The following is a 23821-nucleotide window of genomic DNA, read 5'->3' as shown; positions in this document are numbered from 1 at the left end:
CGTTCCTGGGATTCTTGCTATTGCGCAAATGAAAATAATAAGCTGTCTCAGTTGCGTTTCTTGTTTGCGAATGTTGCCAGCTCAACCTGACCGGAACCTGACGAGCCCCTGTTGATTTCCCCCTGCGCCGTTTTTTATCGTTGTGGCTGACCTTTTTGTGGATTGAAGTAAATGAAAGTGCTGGTTGTTGAGGATCACCGGGCACTGCGCGGTTTGCTGATCGAGCATCTGGTGCAGGCCGGATTTGCCGTGGATGGCGCCGAAGATGGGCGCACGGCCCAGGCTTTGCTGGAAGTCGGCAGCTATGACGCGATGATCCTGGATCTTGGCTTGCCGGACATGGACGGCATGTCACTGCTGGCCATGCGTCAGCACAGCGCCAATGCCGATTTGCCGTGCATCATCCTGACTGCGCGGGATGCCCTGCAAAGCCGGGTCAACGGGCTGAATGCAGGCGCGGACGACTACATTCTCAAACCCTTCGACATGCAGGAACTGGAGGCGCGATTGCGCGCAGTCTTGCGTCGCCCCGGCAGTCGTGTGAGTACCCTGTTGCGTTGCAACAACCTGGCATTCGAACCTGAAACCCGGCACTTGAGCGTTGATGGCAACACCCGGATAACGGTGCTGGCCCGGCGCGAAGCCATGTTGCTGGAAGAAATGCTGCGCATTGCACCGCGTATCGTGATCAAGGAGCAACTCGAAGAGCGGCTTTATGCTTTCAATGAGCCGGTGACCCTCAACGCCATCGAAGCGCTGGTCTCACGGTTGCGCCGCAAGCTCAGTGAGGCGGGCGCCCATAGCCGCATCGAAACGGTTCGCGGCTTGGGTTATCGCCTGCTCAGCGTCGATAATCGGGCATGATTAAACGCAGCCTGCGCTGGCGCCTGTTGACCGCGTTGCTGTTGGTCTTTGCTCTGGGTTTCGGCAACCTGGCGATTTACCTGTACGGCACCCGCGACGAATTGCGCCGCGGGGTAATGACTATTGAAGCGCAGGTGATTGCCGATGGTTTTCGGGTGGACAGCGACCCTGCCAGCCTGCCGCGCCAGTATGCCGGTGGCGAACTGTCTTATTCGTTGTATTCGGCCGATGGTCGATTGTTGTGGAAGTCCGAAAACCTCAAACATCCCCGTCGGCTCAAGCAGCCAGGTGCGGACCCGGGCTGGATGCGCTGGAGCGCTTTCAGCGGGCGGGTGGTCAGCGTGCCCGTGGAGTTGCCCGAAGGTGCCATATTGATGGTGGCCAAGCAGGGTAATCTTGAGCGCGAATTGATTGGCAACCTGCTGGCGGCCCGCTTGCGCCAGAGCCTGGTGATGATGGTACCCATCGGTTTGCTGTCATTGGGTCTGATCCTTTTATTGCTGCACTGGACCTTGCGTCCAGTGCGGGTGGCGGCCAAGTTGGCGCGCAGTATCGGGCCGGCAAACCCAGAACAACGTATCCCGCTGGACAACCTGCCGAGTGAAATCCAGCCCCTGGCGGCTGCGGCCAATACGGCGCTTGATCGTTTGGCTGCGGCCTACACTGCCGAACGGCGTTTCGTGGCCGACGCAGCCCATGAACTGCGCACGCCGTTGACCGTGCTGGATTTGCGCTTGCAAGCAGCCCGGCGCACAGGGCAGGTCGAGTGGCCTGCGCTGGACATGGAAATGCGCCAGATGCGCCGTTTGGTGACTCAGCTACTGGAACTGGCGCGTCAGGAAGGCGAGGCCGCCCAAGGCCATAACGGGCAGCAGCGCACCCATCTCTCGCGTCTCACTCGCGAAGTCTGTGCCGCGCTGTTACCGCTCTTTGAGGCCAGTGCTCGGGTAATCGAGGTGGATATCACCGCAGGTTGCGAATGCCGGGGCAATCCCGATCAGTTGCGTGAAGCTTTGGGCAACCTGCTGGAAAACGCGCTGGTCCACGGCATGGGCACTGTTCAGGTGACCCTGCGCAAGGTGGCCGGGCACTTGCAGTTGGAGGTCAGCGACCAGGGGCAGGGTATTGCGCCAGAGGAGCGCGAAGCCATGTTCCTGCGCTTTCGCAAGGGCCGGCAAAGCAGCGAAGGTACCGGGTTGGGGCTGGCGATTGTACGTCAGATCGTGCAAAACGCAGGTGGTCATGTAGCGTTCGTACAGGCGCCAAACACCACCATCAGGGTCAGTTTGGCCGTTGCTCAATCGTCTGTTCCTGAGCGCACATGTGCAGCCAGTTCATAAACACCTGCAAGCGCTTGGGCACCACATTGAGCGGTGGGTGCACCAGATAATAATCATAGTGACCGTACTGCCTGAAACCGCCAAAAGGCAGCACCAGTTCGCCGCGATCAACACGTTTTTGCACCAGTTGCTGGCGCCCGATGGCGATCCCCGCGTGGCTCATAGCGGCCGTGACGCACAGGTCCGAACGGTCGAAGGTCAGGGTACGTTTGGGCAGTGCCGCGAGCAGGTTGTGTTGTTCGGCCCACAGGGTCCACTCGGCATCATAGGCGGCATGGTCCCAGGCCAGGGAGTCGTGCAGGGTGGTGCAGTTGCTCAGGTTTTGCGGGTTTTCGTGCAGACGGTGACGCTGCGCATATTCCGGGCTGCACACCGGCGCCATGCATTCGCGCATCAGCCGCTGGCTGGTGAGGCCGGGGAATTCGCCGTTGGCGTAGTACAAGGCCAGATCTATTTTGCGTGTGCGAAAGTCGACATTGTCATTGCCCACCCGCAGGTCCAGTGAGACCAGCGGATAGCGCTCGATAAAGTCGGCCAGCCGGGGCACCAGCCAGCATTGGGCCACCGATGGCCTGGCATAGAGCGCAATGGCTCCGGCAATTTCTGGCTGTGACGAGCGTTCAAGGGCTTCGGACAATTCCCCCATCGCACTTTGCAGTATTTCGAAAATTCGCTCGCCTTCGTCAGTCAGGCTGACCTGGCGGGTAAGACGCTGGAACAGCTTCATATTCAACGCCGTTTCCAGCCGGCTGATGCGGTGGCTTACGGCGCTGGCGGTCAGGCAAAGTTCCTGCGCAGCGCGGGCAAAACTCAGGTGTCGGGCGGCCACCAGAAAGGTATGAAGGTTGGCGAACTGGCTGCTGTTGAGCCGTGAGCTGATGCGGGGAGGAAGATTAAGCACGGTAGTTTGCCCTCAAGCCAAAGGCCGACTTCTTGCAGAATGTGGCAATGAGTCCATCTTGCCACATCCGCTTTACGCCTGAGTCAGCCCAGTAACTCACGACCCTTGGCCAGATAGGCGTCCATCTCGGCCGCAGGCACCATATTTCCTCCCGTTGCCCACACCAGGTGGGTGGCGTTGGCCATGGCCTGCGGGCTCAGGCCAGCGCGGGCCAGATAGCCTTGCTGCTCGCCCAGTACCCGGGCAATACCTGGCACACCTGCCAGTGCGGAAGGCTCAAGGCGCAAGCCTTCACTGCGTTCCATCAGGGCCAGCAGGCTGTACATTTCCTCGTCGCTGACGGTGTAGAAGCCGTCGAGCATGCGCTGCATGGCCTTGCCGACAAAGCCGGAAGCGCGGCCCACGGCGAGGCCGTCTGCGGCGGTGACGTTATCGATGCCGAAATCCTGCACGCTGACTTCGTCGTGCATCCCGGTGTACACACCCAGCAGCATGCAGGGCGAGTGGGTCGGTTCGGCGAAGATGCAATGCACTGCATCACCAAAGGCCAGCTTGAGGCCGAAAGCCACGCCGCCGGGAGCGCCCCCCACACCGCAGGGCAGGTACACAAACAGGGGATGCTGGGCATCCACGGTGATTTGCGCCGCCGCGAACTGCTGTTTCAAACGCTCGCCGGCCACTGCGTAGCCGAGGAACAGATTGACCGAGTTTTCATCGTCGACAAAATGGCAACTCGGGTCGGACTCAGCCTGCTGGCGACCCTGGGCCACGGCCACGCTGTAATCACTTTCGTACTCCACCACAGTAACGCCGTGGGAGCGCAGCTTGTCTTTCTTCCATTGCCGGGCATCGGCTGACATATGCACGGTCACTTGAAAGCCCAGCGCAGCACCCATGATGCCGATCGACATGCCGAGATTGCCGGTGGAGCCGACGGCGATTTTGTACTGGCCAAAAAAGGCCCGGGCCTTGTCGCTGTGCAGCAGCGCGTAGTCGTCGTCGAGCTTAATCAGGCCACCGGCCAGGGCCAGGTCTTCGGCATGCTTGAGCACTTCATAGATCCCGCCGCGGGCCTTGATCGAGCCGGAGATGGGCAGATGGCTGTCGCGCTTGAGCCACAGCGCGCCATTGAGGCTTTGCCCGTAACGTTCGCCGAGCAACGGCTGCAAATGCGTCAGGGGCAGAATGTCCGACTCGATAATGCCAGCACTGCCCTCTGTCTCAGGGAAGGCAACCCGCAGGTAGGCAGCAAACCGCCCAAGGCGTGCGCTGGCATCGGCCACGTCGGCACTGGTCAGGCCTGTATCGCCAAGCGCCTGCGCCACCGGTGCCACCCCGGGGTTGAACCAGGTGGTTTCTTGCAACGCGACCAGTTCGCGGATCAGCGGGAAGCTGGCGCACCAGTTTTCAAGTGTTCTGCCCAAAATCATGGCGGGGTCCTTTAAACGATAAGTCTGAATATACGGTTTGAATCAAACAAAGCGCGACAGCAGCAGGGTCAGCCCCAGCGCGATCGATGAAGCCAGTACGGTGGCGGTGGTAAAGGTTTTCAGGGCGTCGGTCAGGGATACACCCAGGTACTCCTTGACCACCCAGAAGGCCGAATCCGTGACGTGGGTCCAGCCCATGGCTCCGGCACCGATGGCGATGCAGATGATCTCCTTGCTCACGGTCGGGTGAGCTCCCAGCATAGGCAATACCATGCCTGCGGCGCTGATCATGGCCACTGTTGCCGAGCCGACCGCGAAGTGCATCAAACCGGCCACCAGCCAGGCCAGCACGATGGGGTTCATATTCAATTGGGTCAACGAGGCGGACAGCGCGCTACCCACGCCACTGTCGATCAGAATGCCATTGAATGCCCCGCCGGCACCGATGATCAGCAGGATACTGGCCAGCGGCGGAAAACTCTTTTGCGTGTAAGCCAGCAGGTCGGCCATGGTCAAACCGCGGCGCAAGCCCAGTGCCCAATAAGCGAATACCACGGCAATCGACAGTGCGATCAGCGGGGTGCCCATAAACGAAATCACGCTGAATGCGGTGGATTCATGGGGCAGACCGGCAGCGAAACTTTTACCGACCATCAGCAGCAACGGCAGGGCGATGGTCAGCAGGGTGACGCCAAGGCCTGGCAGGTCGCGGGTTTTGCTGTCATCGCAATGCTCGTTCAAAAAAGCTTCCTGAGTGGCTGGTGCTTCGGTCTTGCACACCAGTTTGACCCACAGCGGCCCGGCAATCATGGCGGTCGGCAGCGCGACAATCAGACCGTACATGATTACTTTGCCGACATCGGCGCCCAGCATCCCAGTGATCGCCATCGCAGCAGGGTGTGGCGGCAACATGCAATGCACTGCCATCAGCGACACCGCCAGAGGTACGCCCAAGTACAGCAGGTTGATGCGAGTCTCTTTGGCCACTACATAAATCAGCGGAATCAGAAGCACGAACCCCACCTCGAAAAACACCGGGATGCCTGCGATAAATCCGACGAGCATCATCGCCCACGAAGCGCGGTCCTTGCCCAGGGTGTTCAACAGCGTCTGAGCGATGCGCTCCGCACCGCCGGACTCCTCCAGCATCTTGCCCAGAATCCCGCCCAGGCCAATGATCGTTGCCAGAAACCCGAGGGTTCCGCCGACACCGGCTTCATACGACGAAGCAATTTTTACCAACGGCATGCCTGACCCGATTCCCACCACAAAGCTCGCAGCGGTCAAGGCCAGAAAGGCATGAACGCGGACTTTGACGATAAGGAAAATGATCAGCGCGATGGCGCAAAACAACACCAGCAAAAGAGTGGGACCGCTGTGCATGGGAGGTGCTCCGGGAAGCGCTTTTATTGTTGAAATAAGTGATCGTCGTCACTTTGCTTCCGGCAATTAGAGGTTACATCTCCGTAGGCTGACAAAGGATGGTTTTTCATGGGACAGATGATGTGGTGTCATCTGTTGGAGGGTAAAACAGGTGGGAGCGAGCCTGCTCGCGAAGGCTTTAAGAGTTTCGCGAGCGGGCTCGCTCCCACAATTGGATATGCGTGTCAGAAATCCCAGCGAGTGGTCAGCATAAAGTTGCGCGGCTCGCCATAAATCGCCGAGTTATAGAACCCGATATTGGTGTAGTAATACTTGTCGAACACGTTGTTGACGTTAAGCGTGGTCGACAGGTTTTCCGTGAATTGATAACGGGTCATCAGGTCCACCACCCAGTAGGGCTTTTGCGAGAAGTCTTCGTACCTGTCCTTGGGGCCGTTGAACATCTCTTGCCAGGCCGTGCTCTGCCAGCGTGCGCCACCGCCCACGGAGACTTTGTTGAGGTCGCCCTTCAGTTTGTAGATGGTGTAGAAGCTCAGTTGGTCTTCGGGTTCGAAGGTCGAGATCTTTTTACCGTTGTCATCGCGTACCACCTTGTGCGTGTAACCGGCCTGCAGGCTCCAGCCCGGGCTCAGCTCGCCGGATATCTCCAGCTCGTAGCCCTTGGTTTTAGCCGCAGTGCCCTTGAAGGCATAGTTGGGCGGGGTGGGTTGCAGGTTGTTCCAGGCATCGTCGGGGATGGGACGGTTGCTTTCCTTGACCTCAAAGTACGCCAGGCTGGCGTTCAGACGGCCATCGAAGAACTCGCTCTTGAGGCCGATCTCGTAGTTTTCACCCTCGTCTGGGTCAAGCATTTTGCTGTTGCGATCCAGGTTGTAGAACTCCTGGGGCATGAATACATCGGTGTAGCTGGCATAGGCCGTCAGGTAATCGGTCAGGTCATAAGTAATGCCCGCATAGGGAATCAAGCGTCCTGTTTCGCGATAGGTATTGGTGGTGCCCGTAAGGGTGTAGTCGACCACCCGCCCGCCCAGAAACACTTTCAGCTCATCTGTGACATTCAGACGCGTGGTTGCATACATGCCGGTCTGGCGCACGGTGTCATCGCTGATTTGAGATGCGTTGCCCCAGTCAGGTTTGGCCAGATGGCCGTCCCAGTTGAAGTAATCCACCAGATTGGGGGTGGAGAAGGTCACGTCCCAATAGCCTTTGCCTTTCCAGTTGGCGGTACTGATGGAGCCACCCAACACCAAATCGTGTTCACGGCCGAGAAATTCGTAGGGGCCGCTGACATAGAGGTCGGCCGCGTCGCTGGTGGTTTCGCCTTTGTAACGTTGAGCATTGATATTGGCGGTGCCATCAGCCGCAGGCTGGTTGAACTGAATCGCTCCCAGCTGGGCATCGTAGCCATTGATCTTGTGGTCCAGTTGCAGCTTGCCCACCCAACCACTGCCCAGGTCCTGTTCCAGGGTCGCGAACACCGTGCGGGTGTATTGCTGCCAGCTGCTCCAGTCGGTGGCGTTGCTGAATGAGCGTTTGGCGCTGTTGATCTCGCCCGCGTAGTTGTACAGCGGGAAGCTCCCCGACCAGGTGGAGCCCTGGGGTTTGTTGTCCTGATAATCGGCGCCCACGGTCAGCAAGGTGTCTGGCGTCAGGTCGACTTCGAGGATGCCGTAGAACACCGAACTCTGGTTGGAGTAGCGGTCGATATACGATTGCCGGTCCTGATAGGCCGCTACCGCACGACCGCGCACATTACCGGTTTCGGTCAATGGGCCGCTGAGGTCTACTTCAGTCCGGTAGTTGTCCCACGAGCCTGCGCCTGCGGTGATATGGCCGTGAAAATCATGGGTGGGTTTTTTACGCACCAGATTGATGGTGCCGCCCAGGGACCCTGCCCCGCTGAGCAAACCTGAAGCGCCCTTGAGTACCTCGATACGGTCATAAATAGCCATGTCGCTCAGGGTATTACCCGCTGAATAGGCAACGTTGCGTACGGCGGAGGGGATGCCGTCGTACTGGAAGTTGTTGATCGAAAAACCACGCGAGTAGTAGTTGGTGCGGTCCGTGTCGTAGGCCGAGACGGTAATGCCCGGGGTATGGCGCATCACGTCGTCGACATTGTCGAGGGCGAAGTCATCCATATGCTGGCGGGTGATTACGCTGATCGATTGCGGCGTTTCCCGCGGTGTGAGCACCAGGCGAGTGGCCGTGGCGATAGCGCCCGGCGTGTAGGAACCGGTGCCTTCGGTAACGGTACCCAACTGGTTGGTGACAACTTGAGTGGCCCCCAGCTCCAGCGCGGCCTCACTGTTGCTGGCGACCAGTACATAACCCCCGTTGCTCTGGCGCTCGGCTTGCAACCCGCTATTGGCAAGCAAGCGCTCCAGGCCTTCCTCGACGCTGTATGAACCTTCAAGCCCGCCGGTCTTGAGGTGACGGGCCTGTTCGGTATCAAACGAAATCGTAACCCCAGCCTGCACACCAAACCGGGTCAGGGCGCTGCCCAGAGGGCCAGGGGCAATCTGGTACTGCGCCTGGCTTTGCGCTGCGGCCTGGGCCGGTAGCAGCGCCAGACCGGACAGGCTGGCGAGGGACGCGCCAAATACCGCCAGGCGCACAGCGCGGGCTATTTTGGTGGTGGTATTGAGGGGGAGCGGGGGCATTCGATGATCCTTGCGTGGTCATGGCACAAACGCGCTGTAGTCGCGGCTTATGTCATTGACGGATGAGAATCTAAATCAGCAAGGTTAAAGTTCAAACCATTTGCACCTGAGCTTATGCCGGTTCGATGCTGGCCCAGTAGCGGGTGAAGAAGCGAACGTTGACTGGCAGGGTTTTACCCAGATTCTCCAGCACCGTATCGGTGTCATCGATACGAAAGGCCCCCGAGATGCGTAAATGCTGAACGGCTGTTGCACAACGCAGCACGCCCGGACGATAACGGCCCAACTCCTCGATAAAATCGCCCAGGCGCCAGTCGTCCACGCTCAACATGCCCTGTACCCAGGCGGTTGAGGCCGCAGGCAAAGGCTGAACCCTGCCGATTGCATTGCTATCGAAAGTGACTTGTTGTCCGGTCTCCAGACGCAGGGGCTGATGGATCAGCTCAAGCGGGCGAATTTCCACGGCGGATTGCAGCACCCCGACTCGTGTGTGCTCGGGCAATTGGCGCACGCTGAAACGGGTGCCAAGGGCGCGCACGCTGCCGTCCTCGGTCTGCACGATAAAGGGACGCTGCTCAGGATCCTTGGCGGTCTGAATCAAGATTTCACCCTGGTGCAGACGAATCACACGCTGTTTGGCGTCGAAGTGGATATCCAGCGCAGTGTTGGCGTTCAGCTCCAGTTGTGAGCCATCCTCAAGGCGCAGCGAACGCCGCTCACCGACGCCGGTACGCTGCCCCGCAAGCATCGAGCGATAGGGCACCTGCTCGGCCGCCAGCCAGGTACCGCTGCCAACGGCCAGCAGCATGCCAAGGATTTTCAGCACATCACGGCGTTGGGTTTTTGCGGCGTCGAGGCTGGAGAGAGCGGCCTCCTGGGGCATCAATGCCCATTGGCGCTGGAACCTCTCAAGCCGTGCCCAGGCCGCTTCATGTTGTGGGCAGGCTCTCAACCAGGCCTGCCAGTCCCGGGTGCGAGCCTCGTCGGTGGTGCCGTCATTAAGTTGTACATACCAGGTGGCAGCAGCCTCCAGCGCCTTGAGATCCGGGGCAGGGGACATCAATTGTCGACCAGCAACAGGCAGCGGGTCATGGCGCGAATCAAATGATTTTTCACCGTGGTAACCGACACCTCGAAACGCTCGGCGACGGCAACATAACTCAAGCCTTCGAGCTGCACGGCGAGGAAAATTTCCCGCGTTCTGGGGCCCAGCTCATCGAGCAGGCTGTCGATCGAAATCAGCGTTTCGATAATCGACAGGCGTATTTCTGGCGAAATATCCACAGGCTCGGGCTTGAGTGCCAGCGCCTGCAGATAGGCTTGCTCGATGGTGCGGCGGCGCACTTTGTCGATCAACAGCGAGCGGGCAATGGCGCTCAGATAACCACGGGGCTCCCGAATGGGTGTGTCATGGCGTGCAGTCATGACCCGCAGGAACGTGTCCTGGGCCAGGTCGCAGGCATCCGCCGTATTGCCCAGGCGCACGCGCAACCAGCCCTTTAGCCAACTGTTGTGATCGCTGTACAACCGATGAAGAGCTGAAGGGTCGAGCGCCGACATAATGATGCAACCAAAATGTAATTGGTAATCGATCGCATTATTGTGATGGGACAGTATTTATGCAAGGGGGAGGTTCATTGGAGGGGGGGGGCGGACAGCGATAATACTGCTGGAGATAGAGTCGTTCGGGTGCACAGGGTGTAACACAACTCTAAGCCGATCGCGTTTTTTGGTGTGTAGTGTGTGTATTTTACGATTGCACCATTTTTCAATGGTGTGTAGCGTACACACAATGCGTGGTGATCAAGTGCGAAGTCGTGAGCTTATTGAATAATTGGTGGCAGATGGATGGTTTGAGATCGCAATCAAGGGAAGTCACCATCAGTTCAAGCATCCAGCCAAAGCGGGTCGGGTAACGGTTCCACATCCCAAGTCAGAAATTGCCATAGGGACGCTGCACAACATTCTCAAATCCGCAGGTCTCAAGGGAGAGTTACGGTCATGAAATTTCCAGTGGTCATACATAAAGACGCAGATTCCGAATTCAGCGTAACGGTGCCTGATGTGCCAGGCTGTTTTTCTGCCGGGAGCACTTTTTCGCAAGCGCTGGATAACGTGCAGGAAGCATTGGCTTTGCATCTGGAAGGCATTGTTGCGGACGGCGGCGAGCTGCCGCAGGGCAAGGACGTGGATGCCTACCTGGAGAACCCGGATTTTGTCGGTGGAATATGGGCAATCGTTGACTTCGATTTGACGCCTTACCTTGGCAAGTCGGTTCGGTTCAACGCTTCTTTGCCAGAAAACCTGTTGCAGCGCATTGATGAACGAGTGAGCAGGGACCACCGCTATGCATCCCGTTCGGGGTTTCTAGCAACAGCTGCATTGCGCGAGCTGAGCGTTCAGAATTTTTAATCGGCTCAAGACCATCACCATGTGGTGCTCTTGAGTCTTCTCCAAACCCTGAAAACAAAAAAGGCCCACCTTTCGGTGAGCCTCTTCTGGTGTTGCGTATGGTGCCGGCACCAAGAGTCGAACTCGGGACCTACTGATTACAAGTCAGTTGCTCTACCAACTGAGCTATACCGGCGTTATGGGCGACGAGTATACCCGGATGTTTGGGCTTGTAAACCCCTGATAACAGACTATTTTCACGTTTCTGACCGGCGCTCGGTGAAGGAGGGGGGCAAGCGCTCCGTCGTGACCCGATTTTTCGCCGAATTGGTCAGCGCCGACACTTCGTCGCACCGCCGCGCCCACAGGAAAACTAAAAAGGTTATTGAGCAAACCCCAGTTCAAACAGCGTGCCGCTGGTATCACTGACCACCCGCACCTGGCCGCCATGCAATTGCATGATCGAATGCACAATCGCCAACCCGAGCCCGCCCGAGTCCCCCGGTTGGGCCCGTGAAGGATCGACCCGGTAAAAACGGTCAAACAACTTGCCCAGATGCTGCGCCTCAATCGGCGGGCCAGGGTTGTGCACACCGATCCAGCAAAACCCGGCATCGTCATGGCGCTGCAAGCGTACGGTAGAGCCCGGTTGAGCATGGCGCACGGCATTGGCCAGTAAATTGCCCAGTGCCCGCTGCAGCAGCTGTTGATCGGCCATCAGCGAGCCGCTGAGCTGATTGTCCAACTGCAGCTGCCGGTCCTCAGCCAGTGCTTCGAAGTAATCGCACAGCTCGTCGCCCACCTCACCAAGGTCCAGCACTTGCAGCTGCAACGGGCGCTGGCCGTGTTCGGCGCGGGCGAGAAACATCAGGTTTTCGGCCATACGGTTGAGCCGCTCGTACTCTTCGATATTCGACGCAAGTACTTCCTGGTACTCAGTCGGGCTGCGTGACTGGTTCAGTGCCAGGCTGTTGCTGCCCAGCAGGTTGTGCAACGGCGTGCGGATTTCATGGGCCAGGTCGGCGGAGAACTGTGACAGCCGCGCAAAGCTGTCTTCCAGGCGTGTCAGCATGGCGTTGAGAGCCTGCACCGGCTCCTTGAGTTCGGCAGGCACGTCATGTGTGGCCATGCGCTGGTCAAGGCTGCGCGGATCGATGCCAGCCATGGCGTGGGCCAGCTCACGCAAAGGCTCAAGGCCGCGGCGCAACAGCAGCAGGCCAAGGCCGAAAGCCAGCAGCGCGCCCAGGCCCACGGCGCCATATAAACGCATACGGTAGCTAGCGAGCATTTGCTCACGCTCATCCAGGCGTTTGCCTACGGTCACCCTGAGGATTTCATCGGCCGGGCCTCGGGCCATGCCGGCGAGCAGCACCGTCTGGTCCAGTGTCTGGATATCGGCACGCTGTGGCGCCCGGTCCTGAGCAATGGGCGGTATATCAGGCAAGTCCTGCCGGTGCGGGTTAATGGCGATAAGCGGGCTGCCATCTGCCCGCTTGACCAGTAGCACACTGTCCAGGTTGCCCAGCATGTTCTGGTAGAGGCGCGGGCGTTCTTGCAGGGCTTCGAGGCTATCGCTGTCATGCAGCAGGGCGCGCACTTGTTCAAGGCGCCCGAGCAGCGCCTGGTCATCACGAAACGCCAGTTCCGAGGCCAGGGAGCGATACAGGAACACCCCGATCACACTCAGTACCAACGCGCAGGTCATGGCGATCGCCAGCGCCAGACGCCAGGCGATGGATTTACTCATCGGGTGCTTCCAGTTGATAACCAACGCCGCGCACGGTGTGGATCAACTTGGGCATGTAGGGATCGTCGACCTTGGCCCGCAGGCGACGCACGGCGACTTCGACCATATTGGTGTCGCTGTCGAAATTGAGGTTCCACACTTGGGAGGCGATCAGGGTGCGGGACAGCACCTCGCCCTGGCGGCTGGCCAGCAGTTGCAGCAGGGCGAATTCCTTGTTGGTCAGGCTGATGCGCTGGCCACCCCGGCTGACCCGGCGGCGCAGCACGTCGATTTCAAGATCGGCGATGGCATACGACTCGGCCTCGCGTAGCGGGCCGCGACGCAGCAGCGTGCGTACCCGGGCGAGCAACTCGGCAAAGGCGAAAGGTTTGAGCAGGTAATCGTCGGCGCCTAGCTCCAGACCGCGCACGCGGTCTTCGATAGCATCCCTGGCGGTCAAGAACAGCACCGGTGTGGCGCCGCGCTGGCGAATCAGTTGCAGCAGTTGCCAGCCATTGAGCCCCGGCAGCATCACATCAAGGATGATCAGGTCGTATTCCTGCTGTTCGACAAAATAGCGCCCGTCCAGGCCGTTGAGTGCCACATCCACGGCAAAGCCGGACTCCTTGAGGCCCTTGGCCAGGAAGTCGGCGGTCTTGGCTTCATCTTCAACCACTAGCAAACGCATCGCACACCTCGATCAATCGTCTGCACAGGCTAGGCGCCTTCGTCGGTGTTGCCTATTACAAACTTGTAATGCAACTGACGGGGTTCTGACGAGGAGCGCTGGTTAAGGTGGGCCCATTCGTACAGGAGCTTGCCCATGATGTTGAAAACCTTGTTGTTGTGGACTGCCGTTGGCGTTGCCGGCGTGGCCCAGGCGGCGCCGAATCTGGCGCGCCATGCCGATCTGGACCTGGCCACCGCCCGCCAGTTGGCCGACGCGACCTTCAAGCACTGCACCGGGGCGCTGAGCGTGCTCGACCGGGGTGGCAACGTGCTGATGGCGCAGCGTCCGGAAGGCGTTGGCCCGCACAACCTGCTGGCGAGCCAGCGCAAGGCGTATACCGCGCTGTCGACCAAAACCCCGACCCGGCTGTTTGCCGAGCGTGCGCGTAACAACCCCGAGGCCGCCAATCTCAACTCCATTGCCGAGCTGTTGCTGCTGGGCGGCGGTGTGCCGTTGTTCGCCGAAGGTGAACTGGTGGGCGCGCTGGGCGTGGCCGGGGCGGGCGGTGCTGAGCAGGACGAAGCCTGTGCGATCAAGGCTGCCGGGCAAGTTGGCCTGACCATTCAACGTTGATCAGATTTTAACCACTGAGGACTTACCATGAAATCGTTGCGAATCACCCTGGCGGCTTTAAGCCTGAGCGCTGTGTCGAGCCTGGCGCTGGCTGCCGGCAATCCGTTGAGCGTGCATGTGCTGAATCTTGAAAACGGTCTGCCGTCCCCGGGGGTCAATGTGACCCTGGAAAAGCATGTGGGCAAGGATTGGCAGCCGCTGGCGCAAGGCGTGACCAATGAGCAGGGACGTATTGGCGAGTTGTTCCCGGGCAAGCAGGCGTTCGAGGCGGGGGAGTACCGGGTGGTATTCAAGACCGGCGATTATTTCAAGAAGGCAGGGCGTGACACGTTCTTCCCGGAAATCCCGGTGATTTTTGAAGTGAAGAATGTGGATCAGCATTACCACATCCCGTTGTTGCTCAGCCCTTATGGTTTTTCGACATATCGCGGGTCGTAGTCCTGCGAAACCCTTTGTGGGAGCGGGCTTGCTCGCGATGAGATCGCTGCGGATTAACTGTCAGACCGCAGCGCCTGAATCGCGAGCAAGCCCGCTCCCACAGGGTTACCCACAGCGCTGCGCAAGCACCATCAAATTGCGCGGCGTCAGCTGGCTGTCGCAGAACTCGCCAACCTGCACTGCATAGCCGTTCTCCTCCAGGTAGAGCGCCCGATCGAGCACCAACCACAGCTCCAGCGGGCGGCGAAACAGCCCGCGCACCAATTCCAGGTTGCGCACCTGCGCCAACCTCTCCCAGCCTGCGGCTTCCAGCGCCGGCCAGTCTTCTTCGCCACTTGTGGATAAGTTCTTCAGCGCCGCCAAGTCCGAGCAGTACTCGGCAAACGGCTTGTTCAGCCAACTGCTGGGCAGCGAGGGTGTGGATAAGTACTCATCACACTGACGGCGCTGGCGCTGCCACAGATCAAAACCCAAGCGCCGTGCCATCGACTGGTCACGCTGAAGGCGCACGCGGGTGCCGGCGGTCACGGTTTCGCTCATGGGCAGGCTCAGGTCCTCCAGTGACAGTTGCAGGGAAGATGCCTTGGCGGCTGTGGATAACGCTTGATAGTGCGACCCGCCGATGCGGTTGTAGCAGCAGGGGGACACGGCAAGTTGTGCACAACCCGCCGCGCTGGCCAGTTGCAGCAGGCGCACATGCAAATCGCCGCAGGCGTGCAGCGCCACGGGTGTCATTTGGGGTGTGAGCTGCCGGGCTGCTGCTTCAGCGAGCACATCTTGCTGAACATGACGGGCCGCCAGTTGATGACGCTGGCTCAGGTGTTGGCCGGATTCGATCAATGCCGGATCATATTCCAGGCACGTCAGTTGTTGCCCGGCACTTAACAGCCGGCGCCCCAAATGCCCCTTGCCCGCACACCAGTCCAGCCAGTGGGTTGGCGCTTGTGCAAAGGTCAGGCTCTGGGCGAAGGCCTCGATCTGTTGCCATTTGCGCCCGGGTACATCCACTTGTAAGCGCGGGTTTGCGGGCGCAAGGGCTTGGGCCGCTAGTCGTGGCACTGCGCTCAGGGCAAGGGAAGTCGCCGCCAGTTCAGGGAACGGCGCAGGGGCGGGCAGGTGTTGGGGGTGGTTGTGGCTGGCTTCGGCGTCTTGCAGCGAACGCTGGCGCAACCACTGCGCCAGTTTCGGGTGTTGCGCTTCCCACGGCACGTTCAACTGAGTGAAGGGCCGTGGGCGCCAGAGGTGCTGGTGGTTTTGCAGAAACCCGTCCAGCGCCTCGAAGCGGGCAAGCAGGTCAGCGCCCTTGGCAGGCATCGACGCGCAACCAGCGCTCCAACAGTTTGAAGCCCTGGATCAGCACAAACGACATGACCAGGTAAATTGCCCCGGCAGCCAGGAACATGTCCACGGTCTGGTAGTTGCGGGCAATGATGGTGCGGGTCATGCCGGTCAGTTCCAGCAGGGTCACGGTACTCGCCAGCGAGCTGGCTTTGAGCATCAGGATCACTTCGTTGCTGTAGGCCGGCAGACCGATGCGTGCAGCGCGTGGCAGGACGATATGCACCAGGGTCTTGAAACGCGACATGCCCAGGGCCCGTGCTGCCTCGATTTCACCTGGCGGGATGGCCTGGATCGCGCCGCGCAGGATCTCGGCAATGTAGGCAGCGGTGTGCAGGGTCATGGTGATGATCGCGCACCAGAACGGGCTGCGCAGGTACGGCCACAACGCGCTATCACGCACCACATCGAACTGCGCCAGGCCGTAATAGACCAGAAACAGCTGGATCAGCAACGGCGTGCCGCGGAAGAAAAAGATGTAGGCGTAGGGCAGTGAGCGCACATACCAGAGCTTGGATGAGCGGGCGATGCCCAACGGGATGGCCACGATCAGACCGGCGATCACCGAGATGGCGGTCAGCTCCAGGGTCAGGGTCGCACCCTGCATCAGCTTGGGCAGCCACTTGAGGATTACTTCCCACTCCATTACGTCCTCCTCACGAAGCCGCGCGCTGCGCGTTTTTCAAGCACGTGCATGGTGCCCATGGCCAGTACGGTAAGGCCCAGGTACATCACGGCTGCCACCATGTAGAAGGTGAACGGGTGTTTGGCGAAGGTCACGGCGTTTTGCGCCTGACGCATGATTTCTTCAAGGCCGATGACCGACACCAGCGCGGTGTCCTTCATCAGGATCATGAACAGGTTACCCAGGCCGGGCAGGGCAATACGCCACATTTGCGGCAGCACCAGCTTGGTGAAAATCCGCGGTTTGGACAAGCCCAGTGCCATGCCCGCTTCGCGGTGGCCCTTGGGAATGGCCAGGATGGCACCGCGGAACACTTCGGTGGCATAGGCACCAAAGCACAGGCCCAGCGCGAGTACACCCGCCGCAAAGGCGCTGAGGGTGAGGTCGGGCATGCCGATGTATTCGCCGATGGTGCGCACCAGGTTCACGCTGCCAAAGTAGATCAGCAACACCCAGAGCAGTTCGGGCACGCCGCGAACCAGGGTCGAATAGGCGCCGCCCAACCATCTAAGCGGTTTGAAGGGGGAGGTCTTGGCCAAGGCACCGAGCAATCCGAGCACCAGGCCCAGACACAGCGCGGTAAGTGCCAGTTTGACGGTCATCAGCGCGCCAGCGGCAAGCGCCGGGCCGAATCCGTATAAATCGATAGTCATGGGGTAGGCAGGCTTTGCTAGGGACCGGCGCGCCTACAGGCGCACCGGTCAGGCAGGTCAGTAGATGCTGAACGGGAAGTACTTGTCGTTGATCTTCTTGTACGTGCCGTCTTCAACGATTTGCTTGAGGGCCAGGTTCAGCTTGGCACGCAGTTCGTTGTCGCCTTTGCGCAGGGCGATGCCGACCTTGTCGTCTTCGTTGACCGGTTCACCCTTGAACTCGTATGCCTGGCCAGCCGGGCTTTTCAGCCAGTCGTAGTTGGCGTACTTGTCAGCCAGCAGCGCGTCTACACGGCCCGAAGTCAGGTCGAGGTAGGCGTTTTCCTGAGTGTCGTACAGGGAGATGGTGGCGTCGGTACCCAGGTTGTCATCCAGCCAGGTCGCAGCCTGGGTTGAACGCTGAGTGCCCAGGGCCTTGCCCTTGAGGGACGCGAGGTCGGTTTTGAAGTCGACTTTTTTCGGCGCGATGAACTGCTGCTTGTTGGAGTAGTACGGGTCGGTGAAGTCCACCGCCTGCTTGCGTTCGTCAGTGATCGACAGCGACGACACGATGAAATCGTACTTTTTGGCGTTCAGTGCCGGGATGATGCCGTCCCAGTCGGAGGTGACGATTTCACACTCGGCTTTCATCTTGGCGCACAGGGCCATGGCGATATCCGGGTCGAAGCCCACGACTTCACCACTGGCGTTCTTGTTGTTGAACGGTGGGTAAGCGCCCTCAATGCCGACTTTGTACTTGTCTGCAGCCAAGGCGTTGGCGCTGAAAACCAGTGTGGCGGCAGCGGCCATGAGAAGCTTTTTATAGTTCTGCATTCGTGTTGCTCCGTTAGCGGTTGCTGGACATGAATTGTTTACAGCGCGCCGAAACCGGGTTGTCGAACACCTGTTCTGGCGACCCTTGCTCTTCGATCAGGCCCTGGTGCAAAAACACTACTTCGCTGGACACCTGACGGGCAAAGCCCATTTCGTGGGTGACCAACAGCATAGTGCGACCTTCTTCGGCGAGTGCGCGGATCACACTAAGTACTTCTTGAACCATTTCCGGGTCAAGTGCCGATGTCGGTTCATCGAACAGAATCACTTTGGGCTGCATGGCCAGGGTGCGGGCAATCGCTGCGCGTTGCTGCTGGCCACCGGACAATTCGGACGGATAGGCATGGCGTTTTTCGGCAATGCCGACTTTGGCCAGCAATGCTTCGGCCACTTCGATGGCCTCGGCCTTGCTTTGCCCCAGTACGCGACGTGGCGCCTCGATAATGTTGTCGAGGATGGTCATGTGCGGCCACAGGTTAAAGTTTTGAAACACAAAACCCAGTTCGCTGCGCATGCGGTTGATCTGCTTGCCGTCGGCCGCGATCAGTTCGCCATTTTTGGCTTTCTTGAGTTTGAGCTCTTCCCCGGCGACCACGATCTGGCCTTCGTGGGGGTTTTCCAGAAGGTTGATGCAGCGCAGCAGAGTGGACTTGCCGGAACCGGAAGAACCCAGGATCGAGATCACGTCGCCGTCGCGTGCGGTCAGCGAGATACCCTTGAGTACCTCAAGCTCGCCGTAGCGTTTGTGCAAGTTGCGGATTTCAAGCGCGGGCGTGGCCAAAGCCATGTGCGTTCCTCTTTGTGTTCGGGTGCGATCCTGCTGTTGGGCGGCCTTCCTGGCGCAGGCCAAGCTAGCATAGGGTTGCAGAGGCAACCAGCCGCCCTGAAGACACAAAAGGCGCGAGGGTGGCAGTTTGTCGCATCGCTACAGCAGAGTGTCGCGCCGACAACAACCGACCCTGTAATTCGCCGTTCGGCCAGACAGGTGTCGCTTAAAAAAGGTCGCGATGTTGCCAGCTTTGGCCCGGTGTTGGAAGCGCGAACCTACTAAAGGTTAAAGATGTGCACTGCTTTTGGGCCATATGGGGTGTTTTGGGTATTTTTGGTGCGTCGAGACCCTTGTAGCTGAGTGTTTCGGTAACGACTTGGCGAAATGCCATTGCGCTCAATGGCTTGCAATGTCTGTTGCAAATCGTTGCAGCCCGCGGAAACCGTGCATATGTCACATTCTGGCTCAGTTATTGCGTCAAGGATTCTAAACGCCCCGTTGGTTACTTTTTACGAAAGTCAACGCGGGTGCTCGGAATGGCTTCAATGAAAGGTAGTCCCAATGAGCAATACGCAATCCTCTAGCGGCCTGGAACAAGGGCTCAAACCACGGCATGTGACCATGCTGTCGATTGCCGGTGTTATCGGCGCCGGTTTGTTTGTCGGTTCCGGACACGCGATTGCCCAAGCGGGCCCTGCCGTGTTGCTGGCTTATGCCGCAGCAGGCACCTTGGTCGTGCTGGTGATGCGCATGCTGGCCGAAATGGCCGTTGCCTCGCCTGATACCGGTTCGTTCTCCACTTACGCCGACCGTGCCATCGGGCATTGGGCTGGTTTTACCATTGGCTGGCTGTACTGGTGGTTCTGGGTCCTGGTGATCCCGCTGGAAGCTGTCGCCGCAGGTACCATCCTGCATGCCTGGTTCCCGGGTACGGCGATCTGGGTGTTTACCCTGGTCATCACCCTGTTGCTGACCGCCACCAACCTGTTCAGCGTCAAGAACTACGGTGAGTTCGAGTTCTGGTTTGCGCTGGTCAAGGTGCTGGCGATTATTGGCTTTATCATTTTGGGTCTGCTGGCCATTTTCGGCTATCTGCCTACCAGCCAGGTCAGCGGTGTCGCGCATCTGTCCGATACCATCGGCTTTATGCCCAATGGCATGGGCGCTGTTCTGGCTGCCATGCTGACCACCATGTTCTCGTTCATGGGCACTGAAATTGTCACCATCGCGGCGGCGGAATCCAAAGATCCGAGCAAGCAGATCACCAAGGCCACCAATTCGGTGATCTGGCGTATTGGCCTGTTCTATCTGGTATCGATTTTCATCGTTGTGGCCCTGGTGCCGTGGAACGACCCGAGCCTGGCGCAGTTGGGTTCCTACCAGACCGTACTTGATCGCATGGGCATCCCGAATGCCAAGCTGATCGTTGATATCGTGGTACTGATCGCCGTAACCAGCTGCCTGAACTCGGCGCTCTACACCTCTTCGCGCATGCTCTACTCCCTGAGCAAGCGTGGTGATGCACCGGCTGCGGCCAAGCGCACCAATGCTGCGGGCACGCCTTACTGGGCGGTGATGATGTCCACGGGTGCAGCTTTTGTAGCGGTATTTGCCAACTATGTGGCGCCGGCTGCCGTGTTCGAGTTCCTGCTGGCCAGCTCTGGCGCGATCGCGCTGCTGGTGTATCTGGTGATTGCCGTGTCGCAACTGCGCATGCGCCAGAAGCGTACGGCCCTGGGCGAGAACATCTCGTTCAAGATGTGGCTGTTCCCGGGCCTGACCTATGCGGTAATCGTCTTTATCGTGGCTATTCTGACGGTCATGCTGTTCCAGGAAGCGCATCGCGTTGAAATCATGGCGACCGGTATGCTGAGCATTCTGGTGGTGGTGGCAGGCCTGCTGGTGGCACGCCGTCGTCGCATTGAGAAGTTGGGGGCACCGGTACTCAACTGAGGCCAGGACGGTTCTCGCGGTTGAATACCCAGAAAAGCCGTCATCCTTCGGGATGGCGGTTTTTTTGTGCCTGTAAGGGGGGCAATTTGCGACCGCTGATCACTATCTGGCGGTTTTTTCCCATTCAGTGGGAATCGAATTTCAGCTAATGGGAAACACCGTGCACCATGCAGGCAAGAGCATGGGGCCGATAATGAACTACAACACGCCAACTGATCGCTTGCTGCAAATCCTCGTCAGCCTGGGGCAATCCGCCGAGGCGATCTCCGCCAAGGCGCTTTCCGAGCAACTGGGGCAACCGCTGAGCAGCACCTATCGCCACCTCAACACCCTGTTGCGTTGGGGCCTGGCCGAAGAGAACGGCCAGGGCCGCTATCTGCCAGGGCCAGCCTGTTTGCAGCTGGCGAAAAAATTTGACCGCGAAGCGGTGCTGGTAACGCTGGCCAAACCTGAACTCAAGCGTCTGGCCGAGCAAAGCCAGGAGAGCGTGGCCTTGATGGTGCCGAGCAACGGTCAGGCGATTTGCATTGAGCTGGTCGACAGCCCGCAGCCGCTGCGCTGCTGTTACCAGAAGGGGCTGGCCCAGCCGCTGCTGGTCGGCGCTTCTGCGCGGGTGCTGCTGGCGTATATGGATGAAGCGCACAGTGTGTCGGCGCTTCTGGCGCAAGGCGTCGAGCCTGAAGAAGTTGCCACCTATCAGCGCAGCTTTGCCCAGATCCGTGCTGCCGGTTATGCCGTGAGTGTGAGTGAGATCGACGACGGTATCTGGGGCATCAGCGCGCCGTTGCTCGACAGCCGCAATCGCCTGCAAGGCGCCATCAGCCTTATGGCCCCGGCTACCAGGGCACACACCCGCAGTGAACGCCTGATCCGCTGGACCCAGGACGTTGCCCTGCGCCTGAGCGCCCGGCTCGACTGAATTTGACTGGAGTTTCAAACATGACGGTTGTACCCGACATGTCCTTGTGGACAGGCCGTATTGATGCCGCTGAAGGGCAGGGCGCGTTGCGCTGGCATCAATGGGTCAAGCCTGTGGCCGATGGCCTGCCAGCGGGGGCTGCATTGATTGGTTTGGCCAGCGATGAAGGGGTCAGGCGCAATCAGGGCCGTACCGGTGCCCGCAAGGGGCCGGTGGCCTTGCGCAAGGCCTTGGCCAATCTGGCATGGCACGGTCACGCGCCGCTGTACGACGCCGGTGATGTGAGCTGTGCGGGCGATGATCTGGAGGGCGCGCAGCAAGGCTATGGCCAACAGGTCAGCCATTTGCTCGACCAGGGGCATTTACCGCTGGGCCTGGGTGGCGGGCACGAAATCGCCTTTGCCAGTTTCAGTGGTCTGGTTGATCACTTGCGCCGCAAGCACCCGCAGCCACGCATTGGCATTCTCAATTTCGATGCGCATTTCGATTTGCGCCACGCCGAACAAAGCAGCTCAGGCACACCCTTCCGGCAGATTGCCGAGGCTTGCCAGCGTTTCGATATGCCGTTCACCTATTGCTGCCTGGGTGTCAGCCAGTTGAACAATACCCAGGCCCTGTTTGAACAGGCCGGGCGCCTGAATGTGCGTTACCGCCTCGACCGGCAAATGAACAGCTGGGACATCCCCGCCTGCGAAGCGTTGATCGATGATTTTCTGCAAGACGTCGATCACCTCTACATGACCCTTTGCCTTGATGTCCTGCCCGCCAGCCAGGCCCCCGGCGTCAGTGCGCCGTCTGCCCATGGGGTGGACATGCAGATCGTCGAGCACCTGGTACGCCACGCCAAAGCCAGCGGCAAATTGCGCATGGCCGACATCGCCGAGCTCAACCCGAGCCTGGACATCGACAACCGAACCGCCCGCATTGGCGCGCGTCTGCTCGCCAGCCTGATTGATTAAGTTTTGCGCAAATCCCTGAAACCGCTTGTTGAATCATAAGAAAAAGAGAAATTCGCCATGCTGACATTCGAACTGGATGCGCTGAGCACCCTTGCTCTCGCGTTGCTCCTGCTGGGCCTGGGTGCCCAACTGAAAAAGCGCAGCTACTGGCTGCGTCAATTGTGTGTTCCTGCACCGGTCATCGGTGGTTTTGGGTTTGCCTTGGTGATCTGGTTATTACGGGATCAGCAACTGCTCAACCTGAGCCTCGACACCAGCCTGCAAACCCCGCTGATGGTGGCGTTCTTCACCACCGTGGGTTTGGGTGGCAGCCTGGGGTTGTTGCGCAAGGGCGGCAAGCTGCTGTTTATCTATCTGGGCGCGTGCTGGGGCCTGGCGCTGGTGCAAAACGTGGTGGGAGTGAGTGTGGCCAAGCTGCTGGGCATCGACCCGCTGCTGGGGATCATGGCCGGGGCGGTGTCACTGGAGGGCGGCTTTGGTGCGGCGGCAGCCTTTGGGCCGATTGCTGAAAACCTGGGGGCGGTCGGGGCTACGACTGCCGCGCTCGCCGCTGCAACCTTTGGCATGGTGGCCGGCGGTTTGCTCGGCAGCCCGCTGGCGCGCTGGTTGATCGAGCGCAACAAACTGGTGGTCAAGGCCGAAGCCGCGGGCAGTCTCAAGGCGTTCGAAGACGTGGTCCACACCCCTGTGGCCGCGCTGGATGCCGCAACCCTGCTGCGTTTGCTGACCTGCATTGTGGTGATCATGGTGCTGGGGTTCTGGCTGGGCTCCAGCTTGCAGCAGCATCTGGGTATCGTCTTGCCGAGCTATGTGGGGGCCATGTTCGTCGCGATCATCCTGCGCAACCTCAATGACCGGGCCCAGCTGATCGAGGTGCCCGACCATGCCGTCAGCACTATCGGTGATGTGTGCCTGGGCATGTTCCTGACCATGGCCATGATGAGCTTGAAGTTCTGGGAGCTGGAGAAGCTCGGCTTGCCGTTGCTGGTGATTCTGGTGGTGCAGGTGGTGATCATGATCCTGCTGTGCGTGTTCGTCCTGTTCCGCCTGTTTGGCCGCAACTACGACGCCGCGGTCTTGTGCGCTGGTTTCATGGGGCACGGGCTGGGCGCGACGCCCAATGCCGTGGCCAATATGGGGGCCATCTGCGATCACTACAAAGTCTTCTCGTACAAGGCCTTTATCATCGTGCCGCTGTGTGGGGCGGTGCTGATCGATATCGTGGCGATCCCGATGATCACCTGGTTTATCAACGCCTTCAGCTGACGGGTTGAATGTAAAACGGCCGCTCTC

At 59.5% G+C, this 23821-nt stretch carries 23 protein-coding genes and 1 tRNA gene; 10 read left to right on the top strand and 14 right to left on the bottom strand.

Annotated elements, in window-relative coordinates; genetic code table 11:
- Window positions 1–171 precede the first annotated feature (171 nt).
- The gene (locus tag HBN79_RS01950; protein WP_095000754.1) at window positions 172–864 is read left to right on the top strand and encodes a response regulator transcription factor; all 693 of its coding nucleotides are present in this window, start codon (window positions 172–174) and stop codon (window positions 862–864) included.
- Window positions 861–2204 carry a HAMP domain-containing sensor histidine kinase gene (locus HBN79_RS01945; protein ID WP_169916173.1) on the top strand — a complete coding sequence of 448 codons (1344 nt, stop codon included), beginning with the start codon at window positions 861–863 and terminating at the stop codon, window positions 2202–2204. The genes HBN79_RS01950 and HBN79_RS01945 overlap by 4 nt, the downstream gene beginning before the upstream one ends.
- Here HBN79_RS01945 and dsdC read toward each other — a convergent pair.
- From dsdC to HBN79_RS01915, 6 genes are all read right to left on the bottom strand, one after another.
- The gene (dsdC, locus tag HBN79_RS01940) at window positions 2146–3105 is read right to left on the bottom strand and encodes a DNA-binding transcriptional regulator DsdC (RefSeq protein ID WP_095000756.1); all 960 of its coding nucleotides are present in this window, start codon (window positions 3103–3105) and stop codon (window positions 2146–2148) included. The genes HBN79_RS01945 and dsdC overlap by 59 nt on opposite strands.
- An 83-nt stretch (window positions 3106–3188) precedes the next feature.
- Entirely contained in the window at window positions 3189–4535 is a 1347-nt protein-coding gene (gene dsdA, locus HBN79_RS01935; protein ID WP_095025190.1) for a D-serine ammonia-lyase, read from the bottom strand.
- A gap of 42 nt (window positions 4536–4577) precedes the next feature.
- Entirely contained in the window at window positions 4578–5918 is a 1341-nt protein-coding gene (locus HBN79_RS01930) for a gluconate:H+ symporter (RefSeq protein WP_169916172.1), read from the bottom strand.
- Window positions 5919–6142: 224 nt separating this feature from the next.
- Window positions 6143–8581, bottom strand: a complete 2439-nt coding sequence (locus tag HBN79_RS01925) for a TonB-dependent siderophore receptor (protein ID WP_095025192.1) — start codon at window positions 8579–8581, stop codon at window positions 6143–6145.
- Between the two features lie 112 nt (window positions 8582–8693).
- Window positions 8694–9641 (bottom strand): FecR domain-containing protein, encoded by a 948-nt coding sequence (locus tag HBN79_RS01920; RefSeq protein ID WP_095025193.1) that lies wholly within the window; start codon window positions 9639–9641, stop codon window positions 8694–8696.
- Entirely contained in the window at window positions 9641–10141 is a 501-nt protein-coding gene (locus HBN79_RS01915; protein WP_095000762.1) for a sigma-70 family RNA polymerase sigma factor, read from the bottom strand. Before HBN79_RS01915 ends, HBN79_RS01920 begins: the two co-directional genes overlap by 1 nt.
- 274 nt (window positions 10142–10415) lie before the next feature.
- On the opposite strand from HBN79_RS01915, the gene HBN79_RS01910 reads away from it, so the two are divergent.
- Together HBN79_RS01910 and HBN79_RS01905 are read left to right on the top strand one after the other, a co-directional pair.
- Window positions 10416–10586 carry a type II toxin-antitoxin system HicA family toxin gene (locus tag HBN79_RS01910; protein ID WP_257010163.1) on the top strand — a complete coding sequence of 57 codons (171 nt, stop codon included), beginning with the start codon at window positions 10416–10418 and terminating at the stop codon, window positions 10584–10586.
- Window positions 10583–10993 carry a type II toxin-antitoxin system HicB family antitoxin gene (locus tag HBN79_RS01905; RefSeq protein ID WP_169916171.1) on the top strand — a complete coding sequence of 137 codons (411 nt, stop codon included), beginning with the start codon at window positions 10583–10585 and terminating at the stop codon, window positions 10991–10993. The genes HBN79_RS01910 and HBN79_RS01905 overlap by 4 nt, the downstream gene beginning before the upstream one ends.
- 99 nt (window positions 10994–11092) lie before the next feature.
- On the opposite strand, the gene HBN79_RS01900 is transcribed toward HBN79_RS01905, so the two are convergent.
- The 3 genes from HBN79_RS01900 to HBN79_RS01890 form a co-directional block, all read right to left on the bottom strand.
- Window positions 11093–11168 (bottom strand) — tRNA-Thr (locus tag HBN79_RS01900).
- A gap of 186 nt (window positions 11169–11354) precedes the next feature.
- Entirely contained in the window at window positions 11355–12719 is a 1365-nt protein-coding gene (locus HBN79_RS01895; protein ID WP_095025195.1) for a heavy metal sensor histidine kinase, read from the bottom strand.
- Window positions 12712–13386: a heavy metal response regulator transcription factor gene (locus HBN79_RS01890; RefSeq protein WP_095000765.1), complete on the bottom strand. Its 675-nt coding sequence runs from the start codon at window positions 13384–13386 to the stop codon at window positions 12712–12714. Before HBN79_RS01890 ends, HBN79_RS01895 begins: the two co-directional genes overlap by 8 nt.
- Window positions 13387–13521: 135 nt before the next feature.
- Here HBN79_RS01890 and HBN79_RS01885 point away from each other — a divergent pair, with 135 nt between their 5' ends.
- Window positions 13522–14001, top strand: coding sequence for a heme-binding protein (locus tag HBN79_RS01885; RefSeq protein WP_169916170.1), 480 nt, complete (start codon window positions 13522–13524; stop codon window positions 13999–14001).
- Window positions 14002–14028: 27 nt separating this feature from the next.
- Window positions 14029–14439, top strand: coding sequence for a hydroxyisourate hydrolase (gene uraH / locus HBN79_RS01880; protein WP_095017768.1), 411 nt, complete (start codon window positions 14029–14031; stop codon window positions 14437–14439).
- A 105-nt stretch (window positions 14440–14544) separates the two neighbouring features.
- Here the strand turns inward: uraH and HBN79_RS01875 are convergent, their stop codons facing one another.
- From HBN79_RS01875 to HBN79_RS01855, 5 genes are read right to left on the bottom strand one after another with little or no spacing between them, the layout of a single operon-like run.
- Window positions 14545–15753 carry a methyltransferase gene (locus HBN79_RS01875; RefSeq protein WP_095017767.1) on the bottom strand — a complete coding sequence of 403 codons (1209 nt, stop codon included), beginning with the start codon at window positions 15751–15753 and terminating at the stop codon, window positions 14545–14547.
- Window positions 15734–16423 (bottom strand): ABC transporter permease, encoded by a 690-nt coding sequence (locus HBN79_RS01870; RefSeq protein WP_095000769.1) that lies wholly within the window; start codon window positions 16421–16423, stop codon window positions 15734–15736. Before HBN79_RS01870 ends, HBN79_RS01875 begins: the two co-directional genes overlap by 20 nt.
- On the bottom strand, window positions 16423–17115 hold the full coding sequence (locus tag HBN79_RS01865; RefSeq protein ID WP_095000770.1) for an ABC transporter permease: 693 nt from the start codon (window positions 17113–17115) through the stop codon (window positions 16423–16425). Before HBN79_RS01865 ends, HBN79_RS01870 begins: the two co-directional genes overlap by 1 nt.
- A gap of 57 nt (window positions 17116–17172) precedes the next feature.
- On the bottom strand, window positions 17173–17928 hold the full coding sequence (locus HBN79_RS01860; RefSeq protein ID WP_095000771.1) for an ABC transporter substrate-binding protein: 756 nt from the start codon (window positions 17926–17928) through the stop codon (window positions 17173–17175).
- 13 nt (window positions 17929–17941) lie between these two features.
- The gene (locus HBN79_RS01855) at window positions 17942–18715 is read right to left on the bottom strand and encodes an ABC transporter ATP-binding protein (RefSeq protein WP_095017766.1); all 774 of its coding nucleotides are present in this window, start codon (window positions 18713–18715) and stop codon (window positions 17942–17944) included.
- 543 nt (window positions 18716–19258) lie between these two features.
- Here HBN79_RS01855 and gabP point away from each other — a divergent pair.
- The 4 genes from gabP (at window position 19259) to gltS (ending at window position 23794) form a co-directional block, all read left to right on the top strand.
- Window positions 19259–20650, top strand: coding sequence for a GABA permease (gene gabP / locus HBN79_RS01850; RefSeq protein ID WP_095017765.1), 1392 nt, complete (start codon window positions 19259–19261; stop codon window positions 20648–20650).
- Between the two features lie 193 nt (window positions 20651–20843).
- Window positions 20844–21569: an IclR family transcriptional regulator gene (locus HBN79_RS01845; RefSeq protein WP_095000773.1), complete on the top strand. Its 726-nt coding sequence runs from the start codon at window positions 20844–20846 to the stop codon at window positions 21567–21569.
- A gap of 20 nt (window positions 21570–21589) precedes the next feature.
- Window positions 21590–22528 (top strand): formimidoylglutamase, encoded by a 939-nt coding sequence (gene hutG, locus HBN79_RS01840; RefSeq protein WP_095000774.1) that lies wholly within the window; start codon window positions 21590–21592, stop codon window positions 22526–22528.
- Between the two features lie 57 nt (window positions 22529–22585).
- Window positions 22586–23794 (top strand): sodium/glutamate symporter, encoded by a 1209-nt coding sequence (gene gltS, locus HBN79_RS01835; protein ID WP_095000775.1) that lies wholly within the window; start codon window positions 22586–22588, stop codon window positions 23792–23794.
- Window positions 23795–23821 lie beyond the last annotated feature (27 nt).

It is taken from the genome of Pseudomonas sp. WS 5051, assembly GCF_012985715.1.
Taxonomy (GTDB): domain Bacteria; phylum Pseudomonadota; class Gammaproteobacteria; order Pseudomonadales; family Pseudomonadaceae; genus Aquipseudomonas; species Aquipseudomonas bubulae.
The sequence above is the reverse complement of the archived record's forward strand: the minus strand, read 5'-3'. Positions and strand labels throughout refer to the sequence as shown.

Coding starts and splice junctions, on each gene's coding strand:
- HBN79_RS01950 (WP_095000754.1), top strand. CDS start 172: ATGAAAGTGCTGGTTGTTGAGGATCACCGGGCACTGCGCGGTTTGCTG.
- HBN79_RS01945 (WP_169916173.1), top strand. CDS start 861: ATGATTAAACGCAGCCTGCGCTGGCGCCTGTTGACCGCGTTGCTGTTG.
- dsdA (WP_095025190.1), bottom strand. CDS start 4,535: ATGATTTTGGGCAGAACACTTGAAAACTGGTGCGCCAGCTTCCCGCTG.
- HBN79_RS01930 (WP_169916172.1), bottom strand. CDS start 5,918: ATGCACAGCGGTCCCACTCTTTTGCTGGTGTTGTTTTGCGCCATCGCG.
- HBN79_RS01925 (WP_095025192.1), bottom strand. CDS start 8,581: ATGCCCCCGCTCCCCCTCAATACCACCACCAAAATAGCCCGCGCTGTG.
- HBN79_RS01920 (WP_095025193.1), bottom strand. CDS start 9,641: ATGTCCCCTGCCCCGGATCTCAAGGCGCTGGAGGCTGCTGCCACCTGG.
- HBN79_RS01915 (WP_095000762.1), bottom strand. CDS start 10,141: ATGTCGGCGCTCGACCCTTCAGCTCTTCATCGGTTGTACAGCGATCAC.
- HBN79_RS01905 (WP_169916171.1), top strand. CDS start 10,583: ATGAAATTTCCAGTGGTCATACATAAAGACGCAGATTCCGAATTCAGC.
- HBN79_RS01895 (WP_095025195.1), bottom strand. CDS start 12,719: ATGAGTAAATCCATCGCCTGGCGTCTGGCGCTGGCGATCGCCATGACC.
- HBN79_RS01890 (WP_095000765.1), bottom strand. CDS start 13,386: ATGCGTTTGCTAGTGGTTGAAGATGAAGCCAAGACCGCCGACTTCCTG.
- HBN79_RS01885 (WP_169916170.1), top strand. CDS start 13,522: ATGATGTTGAAAACCTTGTTGTTGTGGACTGCCGTTGGCGTTGCCGGC.
- uraH (WP_095017768.1), top strand. CDS start 14,029: ATGAAATCGTTGCGAATCACCCTGGCGGCTTTAAGCCTGAGCGCTGTG.
- HBN79_RS01875 (WP_095017767.1), bottom strand. CDS start 15,753: ATGCCTGCCAAGGGCGCTGACCTGCTTGCCCGCTTCGAGGCGCTGGAC.
- HBN79_RS01870 (WP_095000769.1), bottom strand. CDS start 16,423: ATGGAGTGGGAAGTAATCCTCAAGTGGCTGCCCAAGCTGATGCAGGGT.
- HBN79_RS01865 (WP_095000770.1), bottom strand. CDS start 17,115: ATGACTATCGATTTATACGGATTCGGCCCGGCGCTTGCCGCTGGCGCG.
- HBN79_RS01860 (WP_095000771.1), bottom strand. CDS start 17,928: ATGCAGAACTATAAAAAGCTTCTCATGGCCGCTGCCGCCACACTGGTT.
- HBN79_RS01855 (WP_095017766.1), bottom strand. CDS start 18,715: ATGGCTTTGGCCACGCCCGCGCTTGAAATCCGCAACTTGCACAAACGC.
- gabP (WP_095017765.1), top strand. CDS start 19,259: ATGAGCAATACGCAATCCTCTAGCGGCCTGGAACAAGGGCTCAAACCA.
- HBN79_RS01845 (WP_095000773.1), top strand. CDS start 20,844: ATGAACTACAACACGCCAACTGATCGCTTGCTGCAAATCCTCGTCAGC.
- hutG (WP_095000774.1), top strand. CDS start 21,590: ATGACGGTTGTACCCGACATGTCCTTGTGGACAGGCCGTATTGATGCC.
- gltS (WP_095000775.1), top strand. CDS start 22,586: ATGCTGACATTCGAACTGGATGCGCTGAGCACCCTTGCTCTCGCGTTG.